The organism is Streptomyces sp. NPDC000941 (genome assembly GCF_053599555.1).
Genome location: NZ_JBSFMM010000001.1, coordinates 109,586 through 134,747, shown reverse-complemented (window position 1 = coordinate 134,747; position 25,162 = coordinate 109,586). Strand labels below are relative to the sequence as shown.

The 25,162-nt window shown below is 70.2% G+C and carries 19 protein-coding genes and 2 pseudogenes; 8 read left to right on the top strand and 13 right to left on the bottom strand.

The annotated features are described in order from the left end of the window. From ACWDSL_RS00605 to ACWDSL_RS00585, 5 genes and pseudogenes are all read right to left on the bottom strand, one after another. A complete protein-coding gene (locus ACWDSL_RS00605) occupies positions 1-1,911 on the bottom strand; it encodes a rhamnogalacturonan lyase (RefSeq protein WP_450480211.1) in 1,911 nt (636 codons plus the stop codon). A gap of 201 nt (positions 1,912-2,112) precedes the next feature. After that, the gene (locus ACWDSL_RS00600; protein WP_450480209.1) at positions 2,113-3,765 is read right to left on the bottom strand and encodes a sensor histidine kinase; all 1,653 of its coding nucleotides are present in this window, start codon (positions 3,763-3,765) and stop codon (positions 2,113-2,115) included. Between the two features lie 275 nt (positions 3,766-4,040). Beyond that, positions 4,041-4,478, bottom strand: a pseudogene (locus ACWDSL_RS00595) (cellulose-binding protein); the annotation flags it as partial. Between the two features lie 414 nt (positions 4,479-4,892). Beyond that, positions 4,893-5,642: pseudogene (locus tag ACWDSL_RS00590) on the bottom strand (serine/threonine-protein kinase); the annotation flags it as partial. 112 nt (positions 5,643-5,754) lie between these two features. Continuing rightward, a complete protein-coding gene (locus ACWDSL_RS00585; protein ID WP_450480207.1) occupies positions 5,755-7,668 on the bottom strand; it encodes a P-loop ATPase, Sll1717 family in 1,914 nt (637 codons plus the stop codon). Positions 7,669-7,886: 218 nt separating this feature from the next. On the opposite strand from ACWDSL_RS00585, the gene ACWDSL_RS00580 reads away from it, so the two are divergent. Both ACWDSL_RS00580 and ACWDSL_RS00575 read left to right on the top strand, forming a co-directional pair. Beyond that, complete coding sequence (locus tag ACWDSL_RS00580; protein WP_450480205.1) at positions 7,887-8,528, top strand: LysE family translocator; 642 nt, start codon at positions 7,887-7,889, stop codon at positions 8,526-8,528. A 27-nt stretch (positions 8,529-8,555) separates the two neighbouring features. Continuing rightward, on the top strand, positions 8,556-9,527 hold the full coding sequence (locus ACWDSL_RS00575; RefSeq protein ID WP_450480203.1) for an aldo/keto reductase: 972 nt from the start codon (positions 8,556-8,558) through the stop codon (positions 9,525-9,527). Positions 9,528-9,536: 9 nt separating this feature from the next. On the opposite strand, the gene ACWDSL_RS00570 is transcribed toward ACWDSL_RS00575, so the two are convergent. The 4 genes from ACWDSL_RS00570 to ACWDSL_RS00555 form a co-directional block, all read right to left on the bottom strand. After that, positions 9,537-9,887, bottom strand: a complete 351-nt coding sequence (locus ACWDSL_RS00570) for a MerR family transcriptional regulator (RefSeq protein WP_450480201.1) — start codon at positions 9,885-9,887, stop codon at positions 9,537-9,539. 10 nt (positions 9,888-9,897) lie between these two features. Beyond that, entirely contained in the window at positions 9,898-10,629 is a 732-nt protein-coding gene (locus ACWDSL_RS00565) for an SDR family NAD(P)-dependent oxidoreductase (RefSeq protein WP_450480199.1), read from the bottom strand. A gap of 95 nt (positions 10,630-10,724) precedes the next feature. Continuing rightward, on the bottom strand, positions 10,725-11,027 hold the full coding sequence (locus tag ACWDSL_RS00560) for a hypothetical protein (protein WP_450480197.1): 303 nt from the start codon (positions 11,025-11,027) through the stop codon (positions 10,725-10,727). 320 nt (positions 11,028-11,347) lie between these two features. Then, the gene (locus ACWDSL_RS00555) at positions 11,348-11,962 is read right to left on the bottom strand and encodes a TetR/AcrR family transcriptional regulator (protein ID WP_450480195.1); all 615 of its coding nucleotides are present in this window, start codon (positions 11,960-11,962) and stop codon (positions 11,348-11,350) included. Positions 11,963-12,015: 53 nt separating this feature from the next. Here ACWDSL_RS00555 and ACWDSL_RS00550 point away from each other — a divergent pair, with 53 nt between their 5' ends. The 5 genes from ACWDSL_RS00550 (at position 12,016) to ACWDSL_RS00530 (ending at position 17,100) form a co-directional block, all read left to right on the top strand. Next, positions 12,016-13,143 carry an alpha/beta hydrolase gene (locus ACWDSL_RS00550; RefSeq protein ID WP_450480193.1) on the top strand — a complete coding sequence of 376 codons (1,128 nt, stop codon included), beginning with the start codon at positions 12,016-12,018 and terminating at the stop codon, positions 13,141-13,143. Positions 13,144-13,760: 617 nt separating this feature from the next. Further along, the gene (locus ACWDSL_RS00545; protein WP_450480191.1) at positions 13,761-13,934 is read left to right on the top strand and encodes a hypothetical protein; all 174 of its coding nucleotides are present in this window, start codon (positions 13,761-13,763) and stop codon (positions 13,932-13,934) included. 111 nt (positions 13,935-14,045) lie between these two features. After that, a complete protein-coding gene (locus ACWDSL_RS00540; protein WP_450480189.1) occupies positions 14,046-14,981 on the top strand; it encodes a MerR family transcriptional regulator in 936 nt (311 codons plus the stop codon). Between the two features lie 158 nt (positions 14,982-15,139). Further along, positions 15,140-15,976 (top strand): helix-turn-helix domain-containing protein, encoded by an 837-nt coding sequence (locus ACWDSL_RS00535; protein WP_450480187.1) that lies wholly within the window; start codon positions 15,140-15,142, stop codon positions 15,974-15,976. A 98-nt stretch (positions 15,977-16,074) separates the two neighbouring features. Next, the gene (locus ACWDSL_RS00530) at positions 16,075-17,100 is read left to right on the top strand and encodes an aldo/keto reductase (RefSeq protein WP_450480185.1); all 1,026 of its coding nucleotides are present in this window, start codon (positions 16,075-16,077) and stop codon (positions 17,098-17,100) included. 45 nt (positions 17,101-17,145) lie between these two features. Here ACWDSL_RS00530 and sigJ read toward each other — a convergent pair whose 3' ends face one another. Next, positions 17,146-18,111 (bottom strand): RNA polymerase sigma factor SigJ, encoded by a 966-nt coding sequence (gene sigJ, locus ACWDSL_RS00525; RefSeq protein ID WP_450480183.1) that lies wholly within the window; start codon positions 18,109-18,111, stop codon positions 17,146-17,148. 167 nt (positions 18,112-18,278) lie between these two features. On the opposite strand from sigJ, the gene ACWDSL_RS00520 reads away from it, so the two are divergent. Beyond that, positions 18,279-18,992, top strand: coding sequence for an NAD(P)-dependent oxidoreductase (locus ACWDSL_RS00520; RefSeq protein ID WP_450480181.1), 714 nt, complete (start codon positions 18,279-18,281; stop codon positions 18,990-18,992). A 67-nt stretch (positions 18,993-19,059) separates the two neighbouring features. Here ACWDSL_RS00520 and ACWDSL_RS00515 read toward each other — a convergent pair whose 3' ends face one another. The 3 genes from ACWDSL_RS00515 to ACWDSL_RS00505 form a co-directional block, all read right to left on the bottom strand. Then, positions 19,060-20,760, bottom strand: a complete 1,701-nt coding sequence (locus tag ACWDSL_RS00515; RefSeq protein WP_450480179.1) for a M4 family metallopeptidase — start codon at positions 20,758-20,760, stop codon at positions 19,060-19,062. A 130-nt stretch (positions 20,761-20,890) separates the two neighbouring features. Beyond that, positions 20,891-22,540: a M4 family metallopeptidase gene (locus ACWDSL_RS00510; protein WP_450480291.1), complete on the bottom strand. Its 1,650-nt coding sequence runs from the start codon at positions 22,538-22,540 to the stop codon at positions 20,891-20,893. 319 nt (positions 22,541-22,859) lie between these two features. Beyond that, on the bottom strand, positions 22,860-25,094 hold the full coding sequence (locus ACWDSL_RS00505) for a M4 family metallopeptidase (RefSeq protein ID WP_450480290.1): 2,235 nt from the start codon (positions 25,092-25,094) through the stop codon (positions 22,860-22,862). Between the last annotated feature and the right edge of the window lie 68 nt (positions 25,095-25,162).

The window sequence follows — 25,162 nt, the reverse complement described above, 5'->3', positions numbered from 1 at the left end:
TCAGGGGGTGGCGATCTTCGGCCGCGGCGGGGTCGCCATCTTGTTGCCGATGAAGAAGCTGGGGTGCGGCGGCTGGTTGTACGCGGTGTTCTGCCAGGCCAGGGCCTCCCGGTACTGGCGGTCGTGCAGCAGCGTGGTGATCTTCCGGTCGGTCTCGTACGGCGTGGAGTAGATCCGCAGCGCCTTGTTGTCCGAGGTCGGCCAGATCACCTCCTCGCGCCAGTCGCCGAGGATGTCGCCGGACAGCGACGGAGTGGCCTTGGTGCCGTTGTTGGAGTGCACCCCGGAGCCGGTCAGCAGCCGGGTGTCGGCGGAGGTGCCGTACTTGTCGATATGCGTGCCGTCCAGCAGCTCGCGCACCGGGTCGCCGTCCCACCACGACAGGAAGTTGATCGACGACGGCTTACGGCCCTTGGCGCCGCCGCCCTCGTCGCGGATCTGGTCGTCCTTCGCGGACCACATCTCGGCGCCGTCGTTGCCCGCCCAGATGTCGCCCGCCACGCCGCGCCCGTTGTCGCCGTTGGCCCCGGTGGACCACAGCACCTGGCCGGTCCTGGCGTCCGCGAAGTACGAGGACGGCTTGGAGGAGTCCTCGTCGACCTTGAAGTACTCCAGGCCCGGCCGGGACGGGTCGAGGTCGCCGAGGTGGGCCGCGTCGCCGTGGCCGTTCTTGTTGGTCCACAGGGCGTTGCCGTTGTCGTCCACGGCCATCGAGCCGTAGACGATCTCGTCCCTGCCGTCGGAGTCCACATCGCCGATCGCCAGGGCGTGGTTGCCCTGCCCGTCGTAGCCCTTGCCGGTGTTGGTGGAGCTGTTGGTGTCGAACGTCCACTTGCGGGTGAGCTGTCCGCCGCTGTAGTTCCAGGCGCTGATGACCGTACGGGTGTAGTAGCCGCGCGCCTCGATCAGCGAGGGCTTCGAACCGTCCAGATAGGCCGTGCCGGCCAGGAAGCGGTCCACGCGGTTGCCGTACGAGTCGCCCCACGAGGACACCGTGCCGCGCGGCGGGACGTAGTCGACGGTGGAGGCCGCCGCGCCCGTCTGCCCGTTGAACATGGTCAGGAACTCGGGGCCGTCCAGCACATAGCCGCTGGAGTTGCGGTGGTCGGCGGAGGCGCTGCCGATGGTCCTGCCGGTGCCGTCGACCGTGCCGTCCGCGGTCTTCATCGCGACCTCGGCCTTGCCGTCGCCGTCGTAGTCGTACACCTGGAACTGGGTGTAGTGCGCGCCGGAGCGGATGTTGCGGCCCAGGTCGATCCGCCACAGCCGCTGCCCCTGGAGCGTGTAGCCGTCGACGATGGTGTTGCCGGTGACGCCGGACTGCGAGTTGTCCTTGGCGTTCGTCGGCTGCCACTTGAGGACGATGTCGAGGTCGCCGTCGCCGTCCAGATCGCCCACCGAGGCGTCATTGGCCTCGTAGGTGTAGTCCGAGCCGCCGGACGGGGGCGAGATCGGCACGTCGTAGTAGCCGGAGCGGAACTGCACGGCGCTCGGCGAGGCGGGCTGCTCCGTACCGCCCACGATCGCGCGGACGGTGTAGTCGGCGCTGTTGGGGGCGTCCTTGTGGAGGTAGTTGGTGGTGGTGATGGGGGTGGAGTTGACCTTGACGCTGCCCCGGTAGAGGTTGAACGTGACATCGTCCGGGTCGGTGGCCAGCCAGCGCCAGCTGACCAGGTTGTCGTTGCCGGTGTGCACGCTGACCAGCCCGCGGTCCAGCTTCTCCAACTGGGCGGCCTGGACGGCGGCCTTGGGGGTGCCGTTCTCCACGGGGCCGGCGGGGGCGGCGTGCGACAGGGCGGCCGGTCCGGTGGTCAGCAGCGCCCCGACGGCGGCCAGGGCGAGCGCGACGCGTCTGGCCCGTCTTGTCCGGGGGCGGGCGGAGGGGGCGGGCGAACCGTGCGGGGGTGCCACGGGACCTCCTGGGGGTGGGGGTGGCGGTGGGGGAGAGCGGGGGGTGGGTGTGGGGGGGTGTCGGGGTGTGGTCGCCGCTCTGGCCGGAAAGGTTGCCGCCCCTTTCCGTGGAATTCCCGCGCCGGATTCCTGGACGCAGGGCGCGGCGGGGGCAAGCGCTCTCACTGCCGCCCTCTTCCGCCGGCCGCTGCCCCTCCGCCCCTACTGCCGACTGGTGACCACGTCTTTGGCGACCAGCCGCCCGTCCGAGAAGCACAGCCGATACGCGGACCGCCCGTCGTACCGGCGCACCCCGTAGTAAGCGCAGTCCCAGCCGTGGGGCGGTGCGGCGATGCCGTCCGGGGGCCCGTCCATCGTGTACGGGGGCATCCGCGACTCGACGTCGGCACGCGGCTCGCCGATCTCCAGCCGGTCGTAGGTGCGCCGGTCCAGCACCGAGTGGTACTGCGTATAGAAGGAGAACCCGCCCCACAGGACCGCCAGTCCGGCGGTCACGGCCAGCGGCACCGTGATCGACTGCACCAGCCTGCGCCGCACCCGCTCCCGGGCGCGGGCCAGCTCCCGCGCCGACGTGGACGCCGGGGCCGCCGCCCCCTCGGCGACGAGCGCGACCCCGGCCGTGAGCGGCAGCCGCGCCGACACCGCGAAGCCGCCGTCGGGCGAGGGCTCGTGGGCCAGCACCCCGCCGGCCAGCCGTACGCGCTCGTCCAGGCCCACCAGACCGTTGCCGCCCGAGGCCAGATCCGGCGGGGAACCGTCCGCCGGGCGCGGCCCGTTGACGACGGACACCGCGATCTCGCCCGCCGCCGGGTCCCGGACCAGCTGGACGCGGACCGCCGCGCCCGGGGCGTGCTTGGCGGCGTTGGTCAGCGCCTCCTGGACGACGCGGTAGACGGCCCGGTCAGCCATGGGCGGCAGACCAGGCCCCTTCGCGCCGTCTGCGCCGACCGCGCCGTCTGCGCCGACCGCGCCGTCTGGGTCGGCCGCGCCGTCGCTGTGCCGTCCGTCCTGTGGCCCGCCTTCCGCCCCGTACTCCAGCTCGACGGCCAGCCCGGAGGACCGCGCGCGCTCCACCAGCGCGCCGACGTCCTCGTCGGCGGGGGCCGTCGGGGCGGGGTCGTCGGCGGTCCGCAGCACACCGATGATGTCCCGCAGCTGGCTGGTGGCCGTCGAGGCCGCCTCGCGCAGCTCGGCGGCCGCCGCCCGGTGGCGGTCGCTCAGCTCCGGGTCGATCTGGAGAGCGGCGGCGCGCAGCGCGATCAGGGCCAGGTCGTGGCCGAGCGAGTCATGCATGTCCCCGGCGATCCGGGACCGCTCGCGCAGCCGCGCCTGATCGGCGACGGCCCGCTGCTCCCGCTCCATCCGGTCGGCCAGCTCCCAGCCGGCGTGGACCAGATGGTCGTACTGGTGGCGGTAGCGGCCGAGCAGCCACGGCACCACGACGTTGAGCAGCAGCGTGGTCAGCGCGGTGAACCAGGTCCAGACCCCGGCGTCCGTCACCCAGGTGAGCAGCGCGCCCGCCACCGTGAAGGCCGCGAAGAACCACAGCGCGGGCCGCGCGCCCGCCGTCCACCGCCCGGCCAGATAGCCCCACAGCGCCAGCGCAGCCCAGTACGAGGAGGTGTACAGCTCCAGGTTGAGGGCCAGGCTCAGCCCCACCGCGACCGCCAGCCCCACCAGCGGCCGCGTACGCCCCACCGCGGCCGCGCCCGCCAGCAGCGGAAACCCGGCCAGCAGCACCCACAGCTCGCGCCCGCTCGCCGATGTGGCCTTCAGCAGCACGGGCGCGCAGGCCGTCAGCCACAGGAGCAGGGCCGTCCGCGCGGCGCCACCGTGTCGTATCCACCGGATCATGCGAGCCAGCATCCCCCGCGGCGGGGCTACCGCGCCCCTGACGAAAGTATGAGCTACGCGGGCGTGCTGCCCGCCTGTCCTGTGACCCCTTTGACGATGGTGATGTACGTATCGACCTGCTGACGGTCGTAGCCCTGGCGCACGAGCATGAACTCCGGCCGAGGCTCACCGTGTCCGTGCCGCAGGTTGTGCACGTAGGTGTCGACCTGCTCACGGTCGTATCCTCGCCGCATCAAGTCGAACTGCGGCTGCGGCAGCGCGCGCTCCAGGACTTCCGCGGGGCCGGTGAGCTGGGCGAGCAGCTCGCGGACGTTGGTCAGCTGGGCGTTGATGCTCTCGCGGCGGTTGGTGAGCGCCGCCAGCTCGCGCTCGGACGCGTCGCGGATGTGGTCGGCCTTGGCGTTCACGTCGGCGATGATGTCCTCGGCCTGCCGCTGCGCGGTCTCCACCGTCCGGCGGGCGCGGCGCTCGGCGTCCTTGCGCAGCCTCTCGGACTCCAGGTGCAGCTCCTCCGCCCGTTGCTCGATCTCCGCCAGCCGCTGCTCGGCCTTGGTCTGACGGGCGACCAGGTCGCGCTCGGCCTCCTTGCGGCGCTTGGCGAGGTCGGTCTCGAAGTCGGTGGCGTCCTGGGCGGCCTTGGCGCGGGCTTGTGCGAAGAGCGCGCCGGCGTCCTCGCGCTTCTGCCGGGCGTCCCGCTCGGCCTGGGTGCGCAGCGAGGCCAGCTCGCTCTCCACCGTGGCTTGGCGGGCGACCAGGTTGCGTTCGGTCTGCTCGCGGCGCTTGGCGAGGCTGGTTTCGAAGTCGCGGGTGGCCTGGGCGGCCTTGACGCGGCTCTCCTCGGAGAGGGCGTCCGCCTCCTCGCGCTTCTGCTGGGCCTCCCGCTGCGCCGCCTCCCGTAGTGACGCCGCCTCCTTCTCGGCTCTCTCGACGATCAGCGCGCCCTCGGCGGCTTCTTTCTCCGCCCGCCGCCGGATCTCCCACGCCTTCTCCAGGATCCGCCCGGCCAGGGCGTCGCCCTGCCCCAGGTGAGCGCTGTCCAGGCGACCTTCGGCCGGCAGCTCGGCCGCGTGGTCGAGCAACATCCCGCCCAGCGCGTCGTACACGGCAGCCGCGTCGGCCGGGCGATCCTCGGGACGCTTGGCCAACAGGCTCAGGATGAGGTCGTTCAGCGCCTCGGGGATGTCGGGGGCGAGGGTGTTGGGCGCGGCCGGCGTGTTCTGGACCTGCTTGAGGAGTACGGCGAGGTCGTTGGTGCCGACGAAGGGCGCGCGCCCCGTGACCGCATGGTAGAGAAGGCAGCCGAGCGAGTAGAGGTCGCTGCGGTGGTCCACCTCGCGGTCGCCCTGGGCCTGTTCCGGGGACATGTACGGCGCGGAGCCGAGCGCGCGACCGGTGGCGGTGAGCTCGTTGACCCGCATCGTGTCACCCATGAACTTGGCGACGCCGAAGTCGAGAACCTTCACGGTGCCGTCGGGAGCCAGCAGGACATTGGCGGGCTTGATGTCCCGGTGGACCACATTGGCGCGGTGCGCGGCCTGCAGCCCCTGGGCGATCTGCCCGGCCCATCCGGCGGCAAGCGTCCAGTGCGGGACGGATTCCTTGAGCCGCCGGCGGAGCGAGACCCCGGAGACGAGCTCCATCACCAGGTAGAGGGTTTCGCGTCCGCCGATCGTCACCTCGCCCCAGTCGTGGACCGTGACGATGTTCCGGTGGGAGAGACGTCCTGCCAGCTGCACCTCACGCCGGAATCTGATCTGTGTTTCCACCTCGCCCATGGACGGCAGCGCTTGGACGAGCTTGACCGCCACCTCGCGCTGCATCCGTTCGTCCAGCGCGGACCAGACTTCGCCCATAGCGCCGGAGCCCACCCGGCTCACGATCCGGAACCGTCCGGCGAGCAGTGTGTCCTGCACCCGTGTCCTCCCCCGTCAACGGACCGCGGCCGTGGCGTGGCCCGTAACCCACTGTCATTATCCCTTCACACGCCGGTCAGACTCCGGCCGAGTTGCCCGAACTCCCGTAGGACCCGCCTGCCAGCCTCCGCAGCCGGCGGGCCTCGTCCTCGATCCGGTGCGCGACGCCCCCGGCCCCCGGGGTGTCGTCGAGGCCGGTTGCGCGCAGCTGGGCGGCGAGCGCGATGAAGTAGTGGGCGGCGGCGAGGACATGGTCCTCGGGGTCGACCGGCCTGCTGCCGTTCACGGGGTCGGCGTCGTTGCGGACCCGGCCGATCTGCTGGGTGATCTCGTCCTGGGCACCCTGCGTCAGCCCGACCGCGCGGCCGACCTGAGCGAGGATCGAGTCGCAGGAGCGCGCCAGCTCCCCCAGCAGCCGGTAGTCGCGGCTGACGACCGTCGCCCCCTGTATGCCGGGGCCGACGTTGCCCGATGCGATGCGGTCGCCGGCCACCACCGGCTCATAGCGGCGGAGGTCGATCGCGCTGGTGGCGCCCAGTGCCTCCCGGAAACACGGATGGACGTGGAACTCCGGCTCATGGGGCTGTACGGGAAGCTCACCGCCGCCCGCGAACACCACGTCGCTGCCACGTCGCACACCGAGGAAGCCCACTCCGTACAGGATGTCGATGACACCGGACAGCGTCAGCGCCTCGGCATACGCGGGGAACAGCCGGTGCAGCGTCTCCGCGGCCTGCTCGAAGCGGCTGCGGAGCGCGGTGCGTGTCACCACATACCCGGTGTTCTGGAACAGCGGGAAGAGCCGTTCGAGGAAGGGATGGGCGACCAGATACTCCAGGGCCAGGTCCTTCAGCTTCCAGGTGGAGAACTGCAGGCTCGCCTGAAGGACGTCGGCCTCGGTGATCCGGTCACGGCCGTGGGTCAGCCAGGCGGTCTCCTGGCAGAGATTGAGGAACTGGATGACGTCGCGAGGCCGCGGCAGACAGCGGCTGAACAGATACGCCGGGGTCTCCTCACCCCGTACGGTCTCCGGGAAGATCTCCCGCCACAGCCGGTCCGCCGAGATCCCGGCTCCGGCCGAGGCCCGTGCGCGGGCCAGGACGAGCTCCTTCAGGGCCTGGTCCACCCACGCGATCCGCAGCTCGTCTCCATGGAACTTGTCCCCTTCTCCGAACGACAGCGAGTCGTAGATGTCCGAGCGCAGGAACAGCAGGCAGCGCACCGCCCGCCCGTACAGCCCCGCGGCGTGCTTGGCCGCCAGCAGCAGCCCGATCACCATCGAATTGCTGTCCGGCTCCGCGGACCACACCTGCTCCAGCTGATCGACCAGGAGCAGCAGCGGCCCGTGCGCCCCCGAGCAGCCGAGGTCGGCGAACGCCTGCGCCACCCCCTGTTCGACGACCTCCAGCTGCCGTGCCGCCCGCGCCCCCTCCGACGGCGAGTGCGCCAGCTCCACCCCCGCCTTGAAGCCGAACGCCTCCAGCGACAGCGCCGTCTGCAACCCCCGGGCCCCCTGCGCCAGCCGGTCGCCCAACCGGTCGCCCAGCCGGTTGCCGGGCAGCTCGTCGTTCTGCTTCAGGAAGCGGTGGAGTGCCTTCACCGAGTCGGGCTTCCGCCCGTGTCCGTCCTTGGCGTGCCCCACCAGATGCCGCGCGGCATGGACGGCGAACACATACCGCCAGATCAGCGCCTTCGCCGAATCCGCGGGCAGCCCCTGCAGCTCGAACCGCCGGATCTCGTCCCCGGCCGCGTCGTCCGGCGTGATCAGAACTTTTCCGCCGTCGTGCACCCCGTCCACCATCAGATGCATACAGATGGCGCTCTTGCCACTGCCCTTGCGCCCGATGATCAGCATCTTCCGCCCGGACATCGCCGCCCGCGAGGCCGCCGTCGCCAGAAACCCGCCTCGCAGCAGCAGTCCTTCGGTCACATCCCGCTCTGCGTCCTCCCGCCCGAAGTGCAGGTTCGCCAGTACGGATTGCTCAGCCATCCCGTCCCCCAAGTTGGCGTGCTCCCTGGGTAGTTGTATCCCGCCGGCCGGGAAAACATCCCGCCCGTCGGCCCTCTGGGACCGGCCCGGGACTGCTTCGGTACCGGATTGATACGTCACGGTATGGCCGGAGAACAGCCGTTCGAGTCGGGAGCCCCCTGGCCCGGCCGCGGAAAAGTGCTACGAGAGTGGCCGGTGTCCGTGTTTGTATGTGCTCCATGGTGTCCACCGACCGTCTCCTCGCCTTCGCGGCCATGTCGTTCCTGCTGATCGTGATCCCCGGCCCCAGCGTGCTGTTCGTGATCGGCCGGGCCCTGGCCCAGGGCCGCCGGGCCGCGCTGACCACGGTGATGGGGAACACGGTCGGCGCGTATGTGCTCGTGGTGGCCGTGGCGCTGGGGGTCGGCACCATCGTGGAGCGCTCGGTCCTCGTCTTCACGGCGCTGAAGCTGGTGGGCGCCGCGTATCTGGTCTACCTGGGGGTCAAGGCGGTGCGGCAGCGGGGCTCGCTGCGGGCCGCGTTCAGCGGGGACGGCCCGGCCGAGCAGGGCGCCCTGCGCACGTTCTGGGAGGGGTTCGCGGTCGGTGTGGCCAACCCCAAGACCATCGTGTTCTTCGCCGCCGTACTGCCCCAGTTCGTCGACCGCGAGCAGGGGCATGTCGCGCTTCAGATGCTGCTGCTCGGCCTCGTCTTCAACATCATCGCCATCACCTTCGACAGCATCTGGGGCCTCGTCGCCGCCACCGCACGCGGGTGGTTCGCCCGCTCACCGCAGCGGCTGGCCATGGTGGGCGGGGTCGGCGGGCTCGCCATGATCGGTCTCGGCGTCACCGTCGCCGCGACCGGCCGCAAGGAGTAATTCCCGGACCGAAGGGTGAGGAAAAAGGTGCACTACCGCGAACTGGGCCGCAGTGAACTGACCGTGTCCGAGATCGGCTACGGCGCCTGGGGCATCGGGGAGTCCAACTGGGTGGGCGCCACCGAGGACGAATCCGTGCGCGCCCTGCACCGCGCCATCGACCTCGGCGTGAACTTCATCGACACCGCCCGGGGCTACGGCGAGAGCGAGCGGATCGTCGGCCAGGTCGTCCGCGAGCGGGCCGGAACCGGCGACGACGTGCTCGTCGCGACCAAAGTCCCCCCGAAGAACCGCGTCTGGCCGGCCCCCGACGGCCTGGACCCGGCCGAGACGTTCCCCGGCGCGCATATCCGCGAAAGCGTGGAGACCAGTCTGCGCGTCAGCGGCCTGGACCACTTCGACGTCCTCCAGTTCCATGTCTGGAGCGACGAGTGGGTCGGCCGCGGCGACTGGCTGGAGACGATCGCCGAGCTGAAGCGGGAGGGCAAGATCCGCCTGTTCGGCGTCTCCATCAACGACCACGAGCCCGACAACGCCCTCGCACTCGTCACGAGCGGCGCCGTCGACAGCGTGCAGGTCATCTACAACATCTTCGACCAGTCGCCCGCCGAAGCGCTGCTGCCGGCCTGTGCGGAGCACGGCGTCGGCGTCATCGTACGGGTGGCCCTCGACGAGGGCGGGCTCACCGGCCGTATCACCGCCGGCGCCACGTTCCCCGAGGGCGACTTCCGCAACCGCTACTTCCGCGGCGACCGCCCGGCCCAGGTCGAACAGCGGGTGTCCGCGATCGTCGCCGACCTCGGCATCACCCCCGACGAGATGGCCGAGACCGCGCTGCGGTTCGTGCTCAGCTCCCCGGCGGTGTCCACGGTCATCCCCGGTATGCGCACCGTACGCAACGTCGAACGCAACACGGCGTTGAGCGACGGGCGCCCGCTGACCGCCGACCGGCTGGCCGCCCTCGCCAACCACCGCTGGCAGCGCAACTTCTACAGCTGAGCCGTCCCCTTAGCCGCCGGCCTGGGCCAGTGCTTCGACGAGACGTTTGCGGACGGTGTCCAGCGCGGAGATCTTCTCCTCCACGTCGGCGAGCCTCCGGGCGATGACCCGCGCGCTCGCGGGACAGACGGGGCTGTCGGCGATGTCCTGACCGAGACAGGGCAGAAAGGCACGGATGTCATTGGCGGTGAGGCCGAGCGAGAGCAACAGCTTGATGTTGCCCACCTGCCCGACAGCCGTCTCGTCGTACTCCCGGTAGCCGTTCGGCGCTCGCTCGGGGTGGAGCAGACCCTGCTGTTCGTAATAGCGCAGTGCCCGAACAGTGGTGCCGACCTCGTTCGCCAGTTCTCCGATCAGCATCGTTCCATCATCATCCAGCCGCGCTCAGCCCGCCGTCGACACGAATGATCGTACCGGTGAGGTAAGCGGCCTCGGGGCGCGTCGCGTTCACGATCCACCAGGCGATCTCCTGGGGCTGAGCGATCCGCCCGAGCGGGATTCGGGCCCGAAGCTCCTTGCCCGCCGAGGCGATCTGCTCGTCCGAGAAACCGGCATGGCTCAGCACCGGTGTCGCCGTTATCCCGGGGGCCACGGAAAGAACGCGAATGCCGCGCGGCGCCAGCTCGACAGCCCATGTGTGGGTCAGAAAGTCCAGAGCCACCTTCGTGGCCCCGTAGATCGAGTTGTCGGCCCAGCCGTAGTGGGGCGGGTTGGACGTCACGTTGACGACGGCGCCACCGGCCTCCAGATGCGGCAGAGCATGCTGGGTGAGGAACACCGGGGCGAGCAGGTTCGTGGCGAGCTGTTCCCCGGCGACCTTCCGGTCGATCGCACCGAGCGGGGCCGGACGAGTGATCGCGGCATTGTTGACCAGAACATCGATGCGGCTGCGGCCGAACGCCTCCACCGCGGCGGCGACGATATCCGCGGGGGCGTCCGGCTCGGCGATGTCGGCCACGAACGTCCGGATGCGCGAGTGTTCTTCGGCCGTCTCGGCCAGGCTTTCGGCAGTCCTCCCGACGATGAGAACCTCGGCGCCCGAGGCGGCGAACTGCTGGGCCGCCGCACGACCGATCCCGGTGCCTCCTCCGGTGATGAGCACTGCCCGGCCGTGAAGGGTGTTTGTCTCGTCCATATTCGCGACGCTAAGCCTTGACCCCGGCGTCAGGGTCAAGGACGGGCGCGGCCGCGCGCCGGTTACCAGGGCTGACCTGTGGTGGGGTTCAGCCCTGCGTCGCGGCGGCGCTCCCGCTCGCGCCAGTTGGCGAACGACCCCTCGCTCGGCAGCGTCACGCTGATGGTCTCCTCCTGGAACCCGGCATCGCCGAGGAGCCGCCGAAGGAACTCGGCCATCCCGAAGGGGTGCACCTGGAAGGACGGACTGGTATGCCGCCCGCACACCAGCACCGGCCACCGGTCCGGGTCCTCGTCCGTGGTCAGCCAGCAGTAGATGTCCGCGCCCGAGGTGACACCCCACGCCACGATGGACTCGGGATCCACATCGAAGTCGAACCGGCAGCAGAATCACCACCTCCTCGCTGACCAGCCCCGCCCCGTACACCTCCATGAAGCGGACAGATCCCCTCGACCTCGCTCCAGTCGACCCGCTCGTCCACGCCGCCCGCCACCGGTATGAGCGGCGCAAGCGCCGCTACCGAGTCGTTTCCGCCCACTGGCCTGCTCCTTCTTCTCTCCGAGTAGCCCAAACCTACGCGAACCGTGCTCAGCGCCGGCAAGGGCGGCCATGGGCGGGGTGAGCCACACCAGCGGTAACCACCGCTGGCAGCCAACTTTCGCGGCTGATGCGGGCACATCGCCGCCTAGGGGACGAGGGCTTTCAGGCACAGTGTCTCGACCGCTTCGATCACGCTGCCGACGGTGCGTCCTGGCGGCGGGTCGAGCAGCGCTCCGTGGAGCTGCGCCTCCACCCCCTGTACCAGCAGGATCGCGGTGAGGCCCAGGTCGGGGCCGCCCACGCCCAGCCGATGCAGATGGAACTCGACCTCGGCCGCGATGCTCCGCTGCACTTCGCGAAGCCCGGCGGCCGTCTCGGCCGGGCGCGGGGCCAGGTCGTACATCAGCTGGTGCATCCGGGGGCGGGCCAGGTGAAGGCCGGCGAGCGCCCGTACCATCGCGCGAACACAGTCGGCGAGGGGCGGCTGGTCGCGGCGTAGTGCCTCGGTCACGTCCGCGAGTTCGGCCAGGGTGTGGTGTACGTGCTGCTCGCCGATGGCGTACAGCAGGGCGTCCTTGTTCGGGAAGTACTGGTAGAGGGAGCCGACGGACACGCCCGCGCGCTCGGCGATGCGGTTCGTGGTCGCCTTTGCGTATCCATCCCGTTCGAAAAGCTGAGCAGCGGCCTCCACGATGGCGTCATAGGTCTCCTGGGATCGCTCTTGACGTGGCCTTTTGCGGGGCGTGGAGGATGCGGTCACGGCTTGTCCAAGGCGAGTTGTCAGGTACTGAGTTTTGCTCACATCCTAGAGCGGTGTTCAGCTTCGACATCGCTCCCGCCGAGCTCTTCGAAGAGCGCGGCCGGCAGTTCACCGCCTGGGGCATTCCCGCCCGGACAGTCGCCCGGGCCCGCGACGCGATCACCGATATGTGGGGCATGGGCCCGCGCGGCTGGGTACCGGTCTGGGCGAGGCTCGCCGAGGAGGCGGAGCGAGCCGGGCAGTGGTCGCGCGCGGCGCAACTGTGGGGCGCTGCCCGCTTCCCGGCGCTCGCCACACCCGAGCGGCACGAGGCGTACGCGCGGCAGCGTGCCGCCTATGCGCGAGCGACCGCCGACAGCCGCCGTCTGCCGGTCCGCTTCGCGCGCGGGAACGCACAGCTCCCGGCGGAGGGCGGGGGTACGGCCCCGTACCCCGTACACCTCATGGCCCGCCACAGGTGGCGCCGCCCCGGCGTGCTGGTGCTCTCGGGCGGGGTCGACACCTGGAAGATCGAGCTGCACCGCATGGCCGCGGCCACGGCGCTGGCGACGGGGCTGCTGGTCGTCTCCGTCGACATGCCCGGCACCGGCGAGGCACCGGGCCCGCTGACCTGGGACAGCGACCGCCTGCTGTCCGCACTCGTCGACGAGATACGCAGGTGGCGCCCGGACGAGCCCGTGGCCTACCTGGGCCTGAGCTTCGGCGGACACTGGGCGGTCAAGCTGGCCGTGCGCGGCGTGGTCGATGCGGCGGTGAACATCGGCGGGCCGACCGGCGCCGCCGAGCCCGAGAACCCGATCGACGTGCTCGCCCTCCCGTACGGCATGCCGGGCATCCTGGGCAATGCCCTGGGCCTGGACCGGCTACCGGACGACCCCGCGGAGGTTGGCGACATCCTGGCCTCGTTTTCACTGCGCCGCCAGGGTCTGCTGGGCCCGACCGCACCCGGCGCGGCCGGCGGCGTACCGCTGCTGGCCGCGAACGGCGCATACGACCACTTCATTCCGCGCGGCGACACCTCACGGTTGGCCAACCGTCCGAACACCACGGTGTGGATCGTGCCCGGCGCCACTCACTGCGCGGCGGAGCACCTCCGCCCGCTGCTGGCGGCCAGCTGGACCTGGCTCCTGACCCGCCCCGCGTTCCGCGACCACCCACGGCCGCCGGTGAATTTGCGGTGAGTTTGGGACAGCGACACGCACCAGCGGTGCGCTGGATCGGGGCGCGGGAGCGCGACGGATGGGCGAGCACCGGCAGCCAGGACCGCCTCTCCACCCACCTGCTCTCAGAAAACCACTTGATGCGGTACTTGATACAGAGCAAGCATCTTTTTAAGAGCAGGCGGGTGGAGAGCCCCCGACTGGTGAGGGCCCACGGGGCAGGACGGCGACGATGCCTCGGCACCCCCTCCCCGTTCCCGCTGTTGGCCGCTGTGCGCCGAAGGCGCGAGACGATGCGCGCACGCGGCGTCCGGACCATGCCGTCCAGCGATCGCCGGCCCGTTCGTCGCACTCGCGCGCCCCCAGCCGAGCGCACCGCTGGGCTGACCGGCTCGCCACCGCGCGGCAGCAGCTGCGGCGGAGCGCAGCGGAGCCTGTCGTAAGCTCAGCCGCCCGCCGGGCCGAGGGACCGGGACACCGAGTCAGCCGCCCCCTTTCCTCCTCCTGCCGGCGTTTTGGACCCGGAGGGTCCGAGACGAAACCCGCGCTCGCGTGAGCCGAATGCCGCGAGACGGCGCATAGGCGCAGGCGAAGCGAAGCGCACCCCCACCCGCGAGGCCGACGACGAGTCAAGCCGCGTGCACCGTGCGCTGGACCGGTGGCCTGCCGTTCTGGACGGCGGCACGATCATGGAGATCCTCGGGATCGGCCCCGGTCCGGCGGTCGGGGAGGCAACCAGGCATCTCAAGGAGCTGGCTTTGGAACATGGCGCACTGACCCGCGAGGAGCCATGGCAGGGCCGCGTGACCTGATCAAGCGGGCTAGGGAAACGTCCTGTTGGCCCGGCGACCGACGCCCGCCGCCGGAAGAGGAAAAGACGGTGGGCTTGAGTCTCCTGTAAGGGGAGACGCGAAGGTAGGGGCATGGACGGCGGCGCGCTTTACTCGATCGGGCAGTTGGCCCGGCGGACCGGGCTCACGGTGAAGACCATTCGGTTCTACTCCGATCGCGGCATCGTCGCGCCGACGGATCGCAGCCCGGCCGGATACCGGCTGTACGGCATCGACGCCGTCGCCCGCCTGGAGCTGGTGCGGACCTTGCGTGAGCTGGGGCTGGATCTGGCGACGGCTCGGAAGGTCGTGGACCGGGAGCTGTCGCTGGCGGAGGTCGCGGCGGCGCATGCGGAGGCGCTGGCGGTGCAGATCCGGACGTTGCGGCTGCGGCGGGCGGTGTTGACGGCGGTGGCGGAGCGTGGGGCGAGCCCGGAGGAGATGGAGATCATGCATACATTGGCCAGGTTGTCCGAGGACGAGCGGCGGCGTCTGATCGGCGAATTTCTGGACGCCGTGTTCGGCGGTCTGGACGGGAATCCGGAATTCGCGGCGGCCAGGCGCTCGATGACGCCCGAGCTGCCCGAGAGCCCGGAGGCCGAGCAGGTACGGGCGTGGGTGGAGTTGGCGGAACTGGCGGGGGATCCGGGGTTCCGGGCCGGGGTGCGGCGGGTGGCCGTGGAGCATGTGGCGGAGAAGAATTCTGTGGGGCCGGGGCGGGACATTGTCGCGGTGGTGCGGGAGCGGGTCGGACCGGCTCTGGTGGCCGGGGTGGAGCCGGGGGCGCGGGAGGCCGAGCCGGTCGTGGCGGGGGTTGTGGCGCATTACGCGCGGGTCGTCGGTCAGTCGGACGGCGGCGCGCTGCGGCATCGGTTGCTGGCTCGGCTGGAGAACGCCCACGATCCTCGCCGGGAGCGGTACGTGGAACTGCTCGCGGTGATCAACGGCTGGCCGGCACCGGAGAGGCTGACGCCGGTGCTCGACTGGGCCATGGCGGCCCTGCGGGCCCGGATGCCCGATGCCGTCTGATCCCGGGCGCCCGGGTGGTCTCGCGCTACCGGGGTCATGAGCCGCCGCTCCTTCATCCACGGGACCTGGGCCGAGCCAAAGGAGGCAGCCGAGTGCTTCGGGCACCAGGCCCGTGCCCGCGCGGCGTCGGCGAGGGCTGTGGCGCTAGTCTTCTGTGCATGTCGGGGGCGGATCAGGCAGGGGTTCCACGGGTGTCCGTCGATGTGCCGGACGTCGTCGTGGTGGACGGTCGGGCGCAGTCCTACAGCGGCAATGTCCATGAAGAGCTCAAGCTCGTGCTCGTGACCGGCTCCGGCTTCACCGTACGCAGGCGCGGCACGACCTTCCGGGCCGCGCCTGGCCAATTGGTCGTTCTGCACCCGGACGACGCGCATTCCGGGGCGCCGGACGATCCCGGCTCGGCGCGCTGGCTCATCATGTGTGTGTCACCGTCCCTGATCGCCGAGGTCGCCGCGCCTGAGGCCGTGCGGTACGGGGATCCGGTGATCCGGGACGGCGGGCTGGCGGACCGCTTCCGGTCCGTACACGGCGCCCTCCACCAGCCTTCGGAACCACCCGGTTCGGCGCTGAGGCGGGAGACGGGGGTGCTGGAGTTCATCTCCGTGCTGGCGCGGCACTCGTACGGCGCCGAGGGCGGGAGGGACACGGGGCGGCGCGTGCCCGAGGTCGTGCGTGAGTACCTGCGGGCGAATCTGGCCCGCAACGTGACACTGGACGAGCTCAGTGTGGTGTCGGACCTGAGCAAGTACCGGCTCGCACGCGCCTGCACGGCGTGGTTCGGTCTGCCGCCGCACAAGCTGCATCTGCGTCTCCGGCTCGACCGGGCCAGGGAACTGCTCCGGCGTGGCACAGGGATCGCCGAGGTCGCGTACGAGACGGGATTCCACGATCAATCCCATCTGACCCGTGTGTTCGCCGGGGCCTACGGGGTGACACCCGCCAGGTACCAGTCGACGTATCGGGGTACGGAGTGGGCCGGCTGGGCCGTGCGCTGACCCGGGAGGGGCAAGAACGTGCAATACGGCGGGTGACCATGGCAGTTAGTTTCCTTCGCGACGCCAAATTGGCACGAGCGTGGGGATTGGTGATTGTGATGCGTTACCGACTTCTTGGCCGCACCGGGCTGCGGGTGTCCGAAGCGTTCCTGGGCACGATGACCTTCGGCGAGGAGTGGGGGTGGGGCGCCTCCGTCGAGGAGTGTCGCAAGATGTTCACCGCCTACACGGAGGCGGGCGGGAACGTGATCGACACCGCCAACCGGTACACCGAGGGCAGCAGTGAGCGGATCGTCGGGGAGCTGATCGGTTCCGACCGCGACCGCTTCGTGGTGTCCACGAAGTACACGCTGACGATGGACGGCACCGATCCCAACGCCGGCGGCAACCACCGCAAGAATCTGGTCCGTTCGGTGGAGGCCAGCCTGCGGCGGCTGGGCACCGAGTACATCGATCTGCTGTGGGTGCACATCTGGGACCCCAACACCCCGATCGAGGAGACGATGCGGGCTCTCGACGATCTCGTGCGGGCGGGCAAGGTGCTGTATGTCGGGATCTCCGACGCGCCCGCGTGGCTGGTCTCGCGCGCCAACACCATCGCCGAGTTCCGCGGGTGGGCGCCCTTCGCCGGACTGCAGCTGCCTTACAGCCTGGTCAAGCGCGACATCGAGCGGGAGCTGCTGCCGATGGCCTCGGCTCTGGAACTGTCGGTGGCCGCGTGGTCGCCGCTGGCCGCCGGCGTGCTGTCGGGCAAGTTCACCCGCTCCGGCGCCGATGGTCCCTCCCGGGTCGACCGCTCCGCCGTCTCCGAACGCGAGCTGACCATCGCACGTACGGTGGACGCCGTGGCCGACGAGCTCGGCGTGTCCTCCTCGCAGGTCGCCATCGCGTGGACACGAGCGCACCGACCCTGGATCCACCCCATCCTCGGCGCCCGCACCGTGGATCAGCTGACGGACAACCTCGCCGCGATCGACCTGGAACTGCCCGAAGAGGCGGTCAGCCGGCTGGACAAGGCCAGTGCGATCGAACTGGGCTTCCCCATGGAATTCATCCTGGACACCACGACCGACTTCGTCTACGGAACCAGCGGAAAGCAGGTTGACGGCCGACGCGCCGGATGAGCCGCGGTTGGGGTCCTTCTTCCACGGAGATTCGTCAGAAGGGCCCTACGCGTCCGATGCCGCGTCGTCGGCCGCATCCCGCCTGACCGCGGAGAGCTTGTCCGGGTTGGTGACGAGGTAGACGCTCGAGATCTGGTCGCCCTCCGGGGTCAGGTCCATGACCATCACGGCGTACGGGGCCTCGCCCGCGAAAATCACCGCCGAGGGGTCGCCGTTGACACTCCGGTACTGGATGTCCAGACCTTGAGCCGGGGGGCGGGAGGAGTAGCCGGTCAGCGTGCGGGCGACCTTCTCCCGGCCGTGGATCGGCCGCAGGGCCGACCGCGCCTTGCCTCCGCCGTCGGTCCACAAGGTCACCTCCGGTGCCAGGACCTCCATGAGAGCACCGAGGTCGCCGCCGAGCGCCGCGGAGACGAATCGTTCGGTCGCCTGGCGCTGGACGCGTGGGTGGGCCTGGTAGCGGGGGCGGCGGGCGTGCACGTGCTCCCGGGCGCGGTGCGCGAGCTGGCGGACGGCGGACGGGCTGCGGTCCAGAATGTCCGCGATCTCGGGGTGGGCGTAGCCGAAGACCTCGTGGAGGACGAACACCGCCCGTTCCAAGGGGGTCAGGGTCTCCAGGACCACCAGCAGCGCCATCGACACGGTTTCGGTGCGCAGTGTCCGGTCGGCCGTGTCGACGGTGTCCGCCGGGGGGTCGGTGGCGTTGTCGGTGACCAGGGGCTCGGGCAGCCACGGTCCGATGTAGGTCTCGCGTCGGCGATTGATGCCAGCCCGTCGGGCGAGCGCGTGGTTCACCGCTATCCGCACCAGATAGGCGCGCGGATTGTCGATCTCCGCCATCGGCGAGTGGCGGCTTCTGCCGGCCCAGGACAGCCAGGTCTCCTGGAGTACGTCCTCGGTGTCGGCGACGCTGCCGAGCATGTTGTAGACGACGGAGAACAGCAGTTCTCGGTAGCTGACGAACACCCGGGTCGCGGTGTCCGCCGGGCTCTGTGCCGGGCTGTCGGACATGTCATGCCTCCTGTGCGCGCTCCCTGCTGAGAGGCGCCGCGCTGCCCGGAGTGTGACATCCGCCCGGGGCAATGTGGCCCAGGTCATACCGGAGTCCGGATGTCACACTCGCCGCCGCCGGTGCCCTCTCGGGTGGCAAGAGCATTGTCCGTGAGAGGGAGAAACAGATGAAGCTCGTCATATTCGGGGCGAACGGACCGACTGGGCGGCAGGCCACCGAGCAGGCGATGGCCGAGGGCCACACGGTCACCGCCGTCACACGCCGGCCCGAGGCGTTCCCGCTGAGCGATCCGCGGCTGCGGGTGGTCGGTGCGGATGTGCTGGACCCCGTCGCGGTCGAGCGCGTCGTGGCCGGGCAGGACGCGGTGATCTCGACGCTCGGGGTTCCCTACGGCCGGAGCCCGGTCACGGTGTACTCCGAGGGCATGACCCACATCACCCGGGCGATGACGGAACACGGCGTCCGCCGTCTGGTCTGCGTGAGTTCGACGGTCCTCTTCGAGACGGCGGCGCCCGGCGAGGGTTTCTTCTTCCGGAAGGTGCTCGAGCCGTTCATCGTGCGCTTCGTCGGGCGCACCGTGTACGACGACATGCGGCGGATGGAGGAGGTCGTGAGCGAAAGCGGGCACGAGTGGACGGTCGTCCGCCCCGCGGGTCTCTTCGATACGAATGCTGTCAGCGACTACCAGGTGGCCACCTCACGCCTTCCCGGCCGGTTCACCTCGCGTGCCGATCTCGGAAACGCGCTGCTGCGCCAGGCGGTCGACGACCGCCATCTGCGCGCCTTCATCGATGTGCGCACCACGGAAGGTGTGCCGAGCCTTCTCGACGTCATCCGGAAGGAGGCGTTCGGCGGAGGGGAGAAGAAGACGAGGGGATGAGGGCCGGGCGGACGGTGTGCCCGCCCGGCCCCACCAGCTCAGGTCTCAGTGCGTCACCGCACGTCGATCAGCGCACGTTGATGCCGCCCCAGGCGTTGTTGACCGCCTTGTACTCCGCGCTGGTCCCGCCGTACAGGGCCTTCGCCGCCTTGAGCGTCGCGGTGCGCGCCTTGGCGTAGTTGGTGGTGGAGGTCATGTACGTGGTGAGCGCCTTGTACCAGATCTTCTCGGCCTTGGCGCGGCCGATGCCCGTGACGGTGCGGCCGTCCTTGGTCGGGCTGTTGTAGGTCACGCCGTTGATGACCTTGCGGCCGCTGCCCTCGGAGAGCAGGTAGAAGAAGTGGTTCGCGGGCCCGGAGGTGAAGTGCGGGTCGTCCTGGGCGATGCTGCTCGACCAGTAGTCGTAGGACATACCGTCCTTGCTGGGCTTGTCCATGTAGCGCAGCGGGGTGCCGTCCCCGTTGATGTCGATCTTCTCGCCCATGAGGTAGTCGCCGGGGTCCTTCGGGTTCTTGGCGTAGAACTCGACGGCCGTGCCGAAGATGTCGGAGGTGGCCTCGTTGAGGCCGCCCGCCTCGCCGCTGTACTCGAGCTTCGCGGTGGCGGCGGTCAGGCCGTGGCTCATCTCGTGGCCGGCGACGTCGAGCTGGGTGAGCGGCTTCTTGTCGCCTTCGCCGTCGCCGTACGTCATGCAGAAGCAGTCGTCGTCCCAGAAGGCGTTGACGTACTCGTTGCCGAAGTGGACGCGCGAGTAGGCGGCCTTGCCGTTGTTCTGGATGCCGTTGCGGCCCAGGACCTTCTTGTAGTAGTCCCAGGTCTTGGCCGCGCCGTAGTGGGCGTCGACGGCGGCGGTCTGCGCGATGGTCGGCTTGCCGTTGCCCCAGACGTCGTCGGCGTCCAGGAACTTCGACCCCTTGCCCTCTTCCTTGTGCTTGAGGTTGTAGGTCATATGGCCGCCGCGCGCGGTGTCCTTGAGCAGGTACTGGGTGCCGCTCTTGGTGGTGCCGAGGGTGACCTTGCCGTTGTGCTGGCCGGTGCCGGTGCCGTTCTGGACGGCCTGGAACTGGTACAGCTTCTTGCCGGTGTCGGCGTCCGTGATGACGTGCAGCTTGCTGGGCGTACCGTCGTCCTGGAAGCCGCCGACCACGGTCTCGTACGCGAGGACGGGCTTGCCACTGGCGGCCCAGATGACCTTCCGGGGGGTGGCGGAGGCGTCGGCCTTGTCGCCGGCCTCGGTCTTCGCCACCCCTACGGCGGTCCGCTCGGCAGCGGCCGGGGCAACGGCCGCCGTGGTGTCGGCCACCTTGATCTTGGCGTCGGTGGCCTTGGTGACCTCCTCGGTCTCGCCGTCGGCGGACTTGTGGACGATCAGATCGCCGCCGAGGACGGGCAGTCCGTCGTAGGTGCGCTCGTACCGGGTGTGGACCGTGCCGTCTGCGTCCTTGATGACGTCCCGTACGACCAGCTTCTCCTTGGCGCCGAGCCCGATGGACCGGGCGGTGCCCGCCGTGACGGCGTCGGCCTCGCGCAGCAGCTCGGCGCGGACGGACGGGGAGAGGGCGAGGGACTGGGCGCCCGCCGCGGAGGGCGGGGGCGGCGGGGTGGCCGCGCCCGCGATGCCGGCCGTGGCGCCGGCCGCGATGAGGGCTCCGGCGAGCGTCGCCGCCCCCGCGGCGACGACGGTACGGGAGCGCTTGAACGTGGTGGCGCGGGATATGCCGGAGGTGCGGGACGAGCCGGATCTGCCGGAGGTCGAGCCTTGCGTCACGTTGTCTCCTGTTGCTGTGGGGTGCCGGGTGCCGAAGGGGCTGCCCGGACGAACAAAGTGCGGAAACATGACGGTGCCCGGGAACGGGACCCGGGCACCGGCTATGTGGTGCACTTCATTTGATGCGTTTTTACGGCTTGACGTTCACTCCGGCCCACGCCGAATTCACGCCCTTGTACTCGGCGCTGTCCGCCCCGTACAGGTCGGTCGCGGCCTTCAGCGTCGCCTCGCGCGCGGCGTGGTAGTCGGTGGTCGAGGTCATGTACGTGGTGAGCGCCTTGTACCAGATCTTCTCGGCCTTGTCGCGGCCGATGCCCTCGACCTTGGAGCCGTCGGCGGTCGGGCTGTCGTACTCGACGCCGTTCACCTCCTTGGCGCCGCTGCCCTCGGACAGCAGGTAGAAGAAGTGGTTGGCGACGCCGGAGGAGTAGTGCACATCGACGTTGCCGACGCCGGAGTACCAGCTGTCCTTGGACGCGCCGTCCTTGCTGGGCTTGTCCATGTAGCGCAGCGGGGTGCCGTCGCCGTTGATGTCGATCTTCTCGCCGACCAGGTAGTCGCCCGGGTCACTGGCGTTCTTCGCGTTGAACTCGACGGCCGCGGCGAAGATGTCCGAGGTGCCCTCGTTGAGACCGCCGGACTCACCGCTGTAATTCAGGTTGGCGGTGGCCGACGTGACGCCGTGGGACATCTCGTGGGCCGCGACGTCGATCGAGGTGAGCGGGGCCTTGTCGCCCTGGCCGTCGCCGTACGTCATGCAGAAGCAGCTGTCGTCCCAGAAGGCGTTGACGTAGTCGTGGCCGTAGTGCACCCGGGAGTACGCGCCCTTGCCGTCGCCCGCGATGCCGTCGCGGCCGTGCACGCTCTTGTAGTAGTCCCAGGTCAGAGCCGCGCCGTAGTGGGCGTCGACGGCCGCGGTCTGCGCGTCGTCGGGCTTTCCGGTGCCCCACTTGTCATCGTCGTCCGTGAACGCTGAGCCCTCGCCGGACTCGCTGCCCTTGAGGTCGGTGGTCCGGTGGCCGCCGCGGTCGGCGTCGGTCAGGGTGTAGCCGCTGCCTTCCTTGGTGGTGCCGAGCTCCACCGAGCCGCTGTACTGGCTGGTGCCGCTGCCGGTCTCGATGCCCTGGTACTCGAAGAGCTTCGCGCCGGTGTTGGCGTCGGTGATGACGTGCAGCTGGTTGGGCGTGCCGTCCTTCTGTATGCCGCCGACGACGGTCTCGTACGCGAGGACGGGCTTGCCGGAGGCGGCCCAGATCACCTTGCGCGGGGCGCCGTCGGCCGCCGCCCGCCGGGCGTCGTCCGCCTGGGCGCGCTTCACCGCGGCCCGCTCGGCGGCGGCCGGGGCCACCTTGGCGGTTGTGGAGGGGACCGCGAGGGTGGCCTTGACGGCCTTGGTGACGCTCTTGATCTTGTTGTTCGCGGACTCGTGGACGATCAAGTCGCCGCCGAGGACGGGCAGTCCGTCGTAGGTGCGCTCGTAGCGGGTGTGGACGGTCCCGTCGGCATCCCGTACGACGTCCTTGACGACCAGCTTCTCCTTGGCGCCGAGGCCCAGCGCCTTGGCGGTGTCGGCCTTGGTGGCGCTGGCGTCGCGCAGCAGTTCCGCGCGGGCCGAGGCGGAGAGGACGGTGGGGCGTGCGTCCGCCTTGGTGTCGGTGTTCGTGGTGGCGGCGCCGGCCTGGCCCGTGGTGACGCCGGTGGCCAGCAGGGCCGCTGCCGCGACCGCGGCACCGGTGGCGGCCGCCGTGCGGCGCTTCCTGCGGGCAGGGGAAACGGACATGTTCGAGGTCTTGCTCACGCGAACTCCTCATTGCTGTGGGGGGTCAGGTCCGGGCGGCGGGGAAGTGCCGCCCGGACCTGAACAAGAGGTACGGTGCGATCGCGTTGGGCAGACTGTCACACAAGGCGCGTACATGTCACGAGCTTTGGGGCAGGTAGGCGGCAAAATGTTCGTTTAATGTTGATCAAACTTCGCTATTCGGAGCCGAGTTGTGCTCAGAGAGCGACAAAAGAGGCGCCGCCAGGGGGAGTCGGGTCACCCCTGGCGGCGCCTGCCGATGTCCGGATGGCTCAGCACCTCATCCGGATGTGCGCATCGTTCAGAACGTCAGCTTCCAGCTGTTGATGTAGCCGGTGTCCAGCGAGGCGACGTCCTGCACCTTCAACTTCCAGGTGCCGACGGCCACCTCGGACGAGGCGTCGACCGTGTAGGTGGTCTTCACGTCGTCCGCCGAGTCCGAGGAACTGGAGTTCTTCAGCCGGTACGCCGTACCGTCCGGCGCCACCAGGTCGATCACCAGGTCACCCCGCCAGGTGTGCACGATGTCCACGCCCACCTGAAGGTTGGACGGCGCGTTGCCGGCCCGGCTCACCGTGATCGAAGAGGTGACCGCGTCGCCCGCGTCCGGGATGGCGACGTCAGCGGTGTTCTCGAAGACGCTGCCGCCGGTGGTGTTCACGGTCCAGGTGAAGGAGGTGGTGGCCGACTTGCCGGTCGAGTCGGTCACGGTGACCGTCACGGTGCCGGAGCCGAGCGTGGTCGGGGTGCCGGAGACCACGCCGGTCGAGGAGTCGATCGACAGCCCGGCGGGCAGCCCGGTGGCGGCGTAGGTGAGCGCGCCCGGGTTGGAGCTGGTCGCCGCGATCTGCAGGCTGACGGCCTGGTCGACGATGCTGGTCTGGTCGCCGGGCGCGGTGATGGAGACGCCCTCGACGATCCGGGACCCGACGTTGACCGCGGCCCAGGTGTTGGCCACCGTGTTGTACTCGGGGCTGGCCTGGCCGAAGAGCTCGCTCGCCGCCCACAGCGTGGCGTCCCGCGCCCCCGCGTAGTTGGTGTTGGAGGTCATGCGCTGGGTCAGCGCCTTGAACCAGATCTTCTCGGCGTTGGCCCGCCCGATGCCGGGGACCGGCAGGTTGTCGTAGGTCGGGCTGTCGTAGCTGACGCCGTTGATCACCTTGGCGCCGCTGCCCTCGGAGAGCAGGTAGAAGAAGTGGTTGGCGACGCCGGAGGAGTAGTGCACATCGACGTTGCCGACGCCGGAGTACCAGCTGTCCTTGGACGCGCCGTCCTTGCTGGGCTTGTCCATGTAGCGCAGCGGGGTGCCGTCGCCGTTGATGTCGATCTTCTCGCCGACCAGGTAGTCGCCGGGGTCGTTCGCGTTGTTGGCGTTGAACTCGACGGCGGCGGCGAAGATGTCCGAGGTGCCCTCGTTGAGGCCGCCGGACTCACCGCTGTAGGTGAGGTTGGCGGTCGCGGCGGTGACGCCGTGGGACATCTCGTGGGCCGCCACGTCGATCGAGGTCAGCGGCTTGGCGTTGCCGGACCCGTCGCCGTACGTCATGCAGAAGCAGGAGTCCTGCCAGAACGCGTTGACGTAGCCGCTGCTGTAGTGGACCCGGGAGTACGCCCCGACGCCATCGCCCCGGATACCCGTGCGGCCGTGCACGTCCTTGTAGTAGTCCCAGGTCAGCGCGGCGCCGTAGGCCGCGTCCACACCGGCGGTCGCGGCGTCGCCGGTCGTCCCGTTGCCCCAGACGTCGTCGGCGTCGGTGAAGAGCGTGCCCGTCCCCGAGGTGCCCCGGTTGAGGTTGTACGTCTTGTGGCCGCCGCGCCCGCCGTCGGTCAGGTTGTACGAGCCCGAGCTGCCCGACGTACCGAGGGCGACCTGCCCGCTGTACTGGCTGTTGCCGGTGCCCTCCTTGACGCCCTGGAACTCGAAGAGTTTGGCGCCGGTGTTCGCGTCGGTGATGACGTGCAGCTCGTTCGGCGTGCCGTCCTCCTGGAGACCGCCGACGACCGTCTCGTACGCGAGCGTGGGCGTGCCCTTGGCCGCCCAGATCACCTTGCGCGGCGCCCGCTCGGCCTCCGTCTTGCGCGAACCCTGCGCGTTCGCCGCCTGCACCGCCGCCTTCTCGACCGTGGCGGGTGCGACGGCGGCGCTGGTGGAAGCGACCTTCACCTGCGCCTTGGTCGCCTTGGCGACCGACTTCACGGCGCCGCTCTTGGCCTCGTCGACGACCAAGTCGCCGCCGAGGACCGGCAGTCCGTCGTAGGTGCGCTCGTAGCGGGTGTGGACGGTGCCGTCGGCGTCCTTGGTGACGTCCTTGACGACCAGCTTCTCCTTGGCGCCGAGGCCGATTGTCCTGGCGGTGGCGGCCTTGGCGGCGTCGGCTTCCCGGATCAGCCCGGCGCGCTTGGCGGGGGAGAGGGCCACCGGCAGGGCGCCGGGGTCCGGCTTGGCGAAGACCGTGCCGGCGGCCGGGGCGGAGGTGTTCGGGGAGCCGTCCGGGCGGGCGGCGGCGGGGCCGGTCTGCATCCCGACGGCGAGCATGGCCGCCGCGGCGACCAGGGCGCCGCTCGCGACGGCGCGGCGGCGGGATGCCTGGGATGCCTGGGGTC

Coding starts and splice junctions, on each gene's coding strand:
- ACWDSL_RS00600 (WP_450480209.1), bottom strand. CDS start 3,765: ATGATCCGGTGGATACGACACGGTGGCGCCGCGCGGACGGCCCTGCTC.
- ACWDSL_RS00585 (WP_450480207.1), bottom strand. CDS start 7,668: ATGGCTGAGCAATCCGTACTGGCGAACCTGCACTTCGGGCGGGAGGAC.
- ACWDSL_RS00580 (WP_450480205.1), top strand. CDS start 7,887: ATGGTGTCCACCGACCGTCTCCTCGCCTTCGCGGCCATGTCGTTCCTG.
- ACWDSL_RS00570 (WP_450480201.1), bottom strand. CDS start 9,887: ATGCTGATCGGAGAACTGGCGAACGAGGTCGGCACCACTGTTCGGGCA.
- ACWDSL_RS00540 (WP_450480189.1), top strand. CDS start 14,046: ATGGACGGCGGCGCGCTTTACTCGATCGGGCAGTTGGCCCGGCGGACC.
- ACWDSL_RS00535 (WP_450480187.1), top strand. CDS start 15,140: ATGTCGGGGGCGGATCAGGCAGGGGTTCCACGGGTGTCCGTCGATGTG.
- ACWDSL_RS00530 (WP_450480185.1), top strand. CDS start 16,075: ATGCGTTACCGACTTCTTGGCCGCACCGGGCTGCGGGTGTCCGAAGCG.
- sigJ (WP_450480183.1), bottom strand. CDS start 18,111: ATGTCCGACAGCCCGGCACAGAGCCCGGCGGACACCGCGACCCGGGTG.
- ACWDSL_RS00520 (WP_450480181.1), top strand. CDS start 18,279: ATGAAGCTCGTCATATTCGGGGCGAACGGACCGACTGGGCGGCAGGCC.
- ACWDSL_RS00510 (WP_450480291.1), bottom strand. CDS start 22,540: ATGTCCGTTTCCCCTGCCCGCAGGAAGCGCCGCACGGCGGCCGCCACC.
- ACWDSL_RS00505 (WP_450480290.1), bottom strand. CDS start 25,094: ATGCTCGCCGTCGGGATGCAGACCGGCCCCGCCGCCGCCCGCCCGGAC.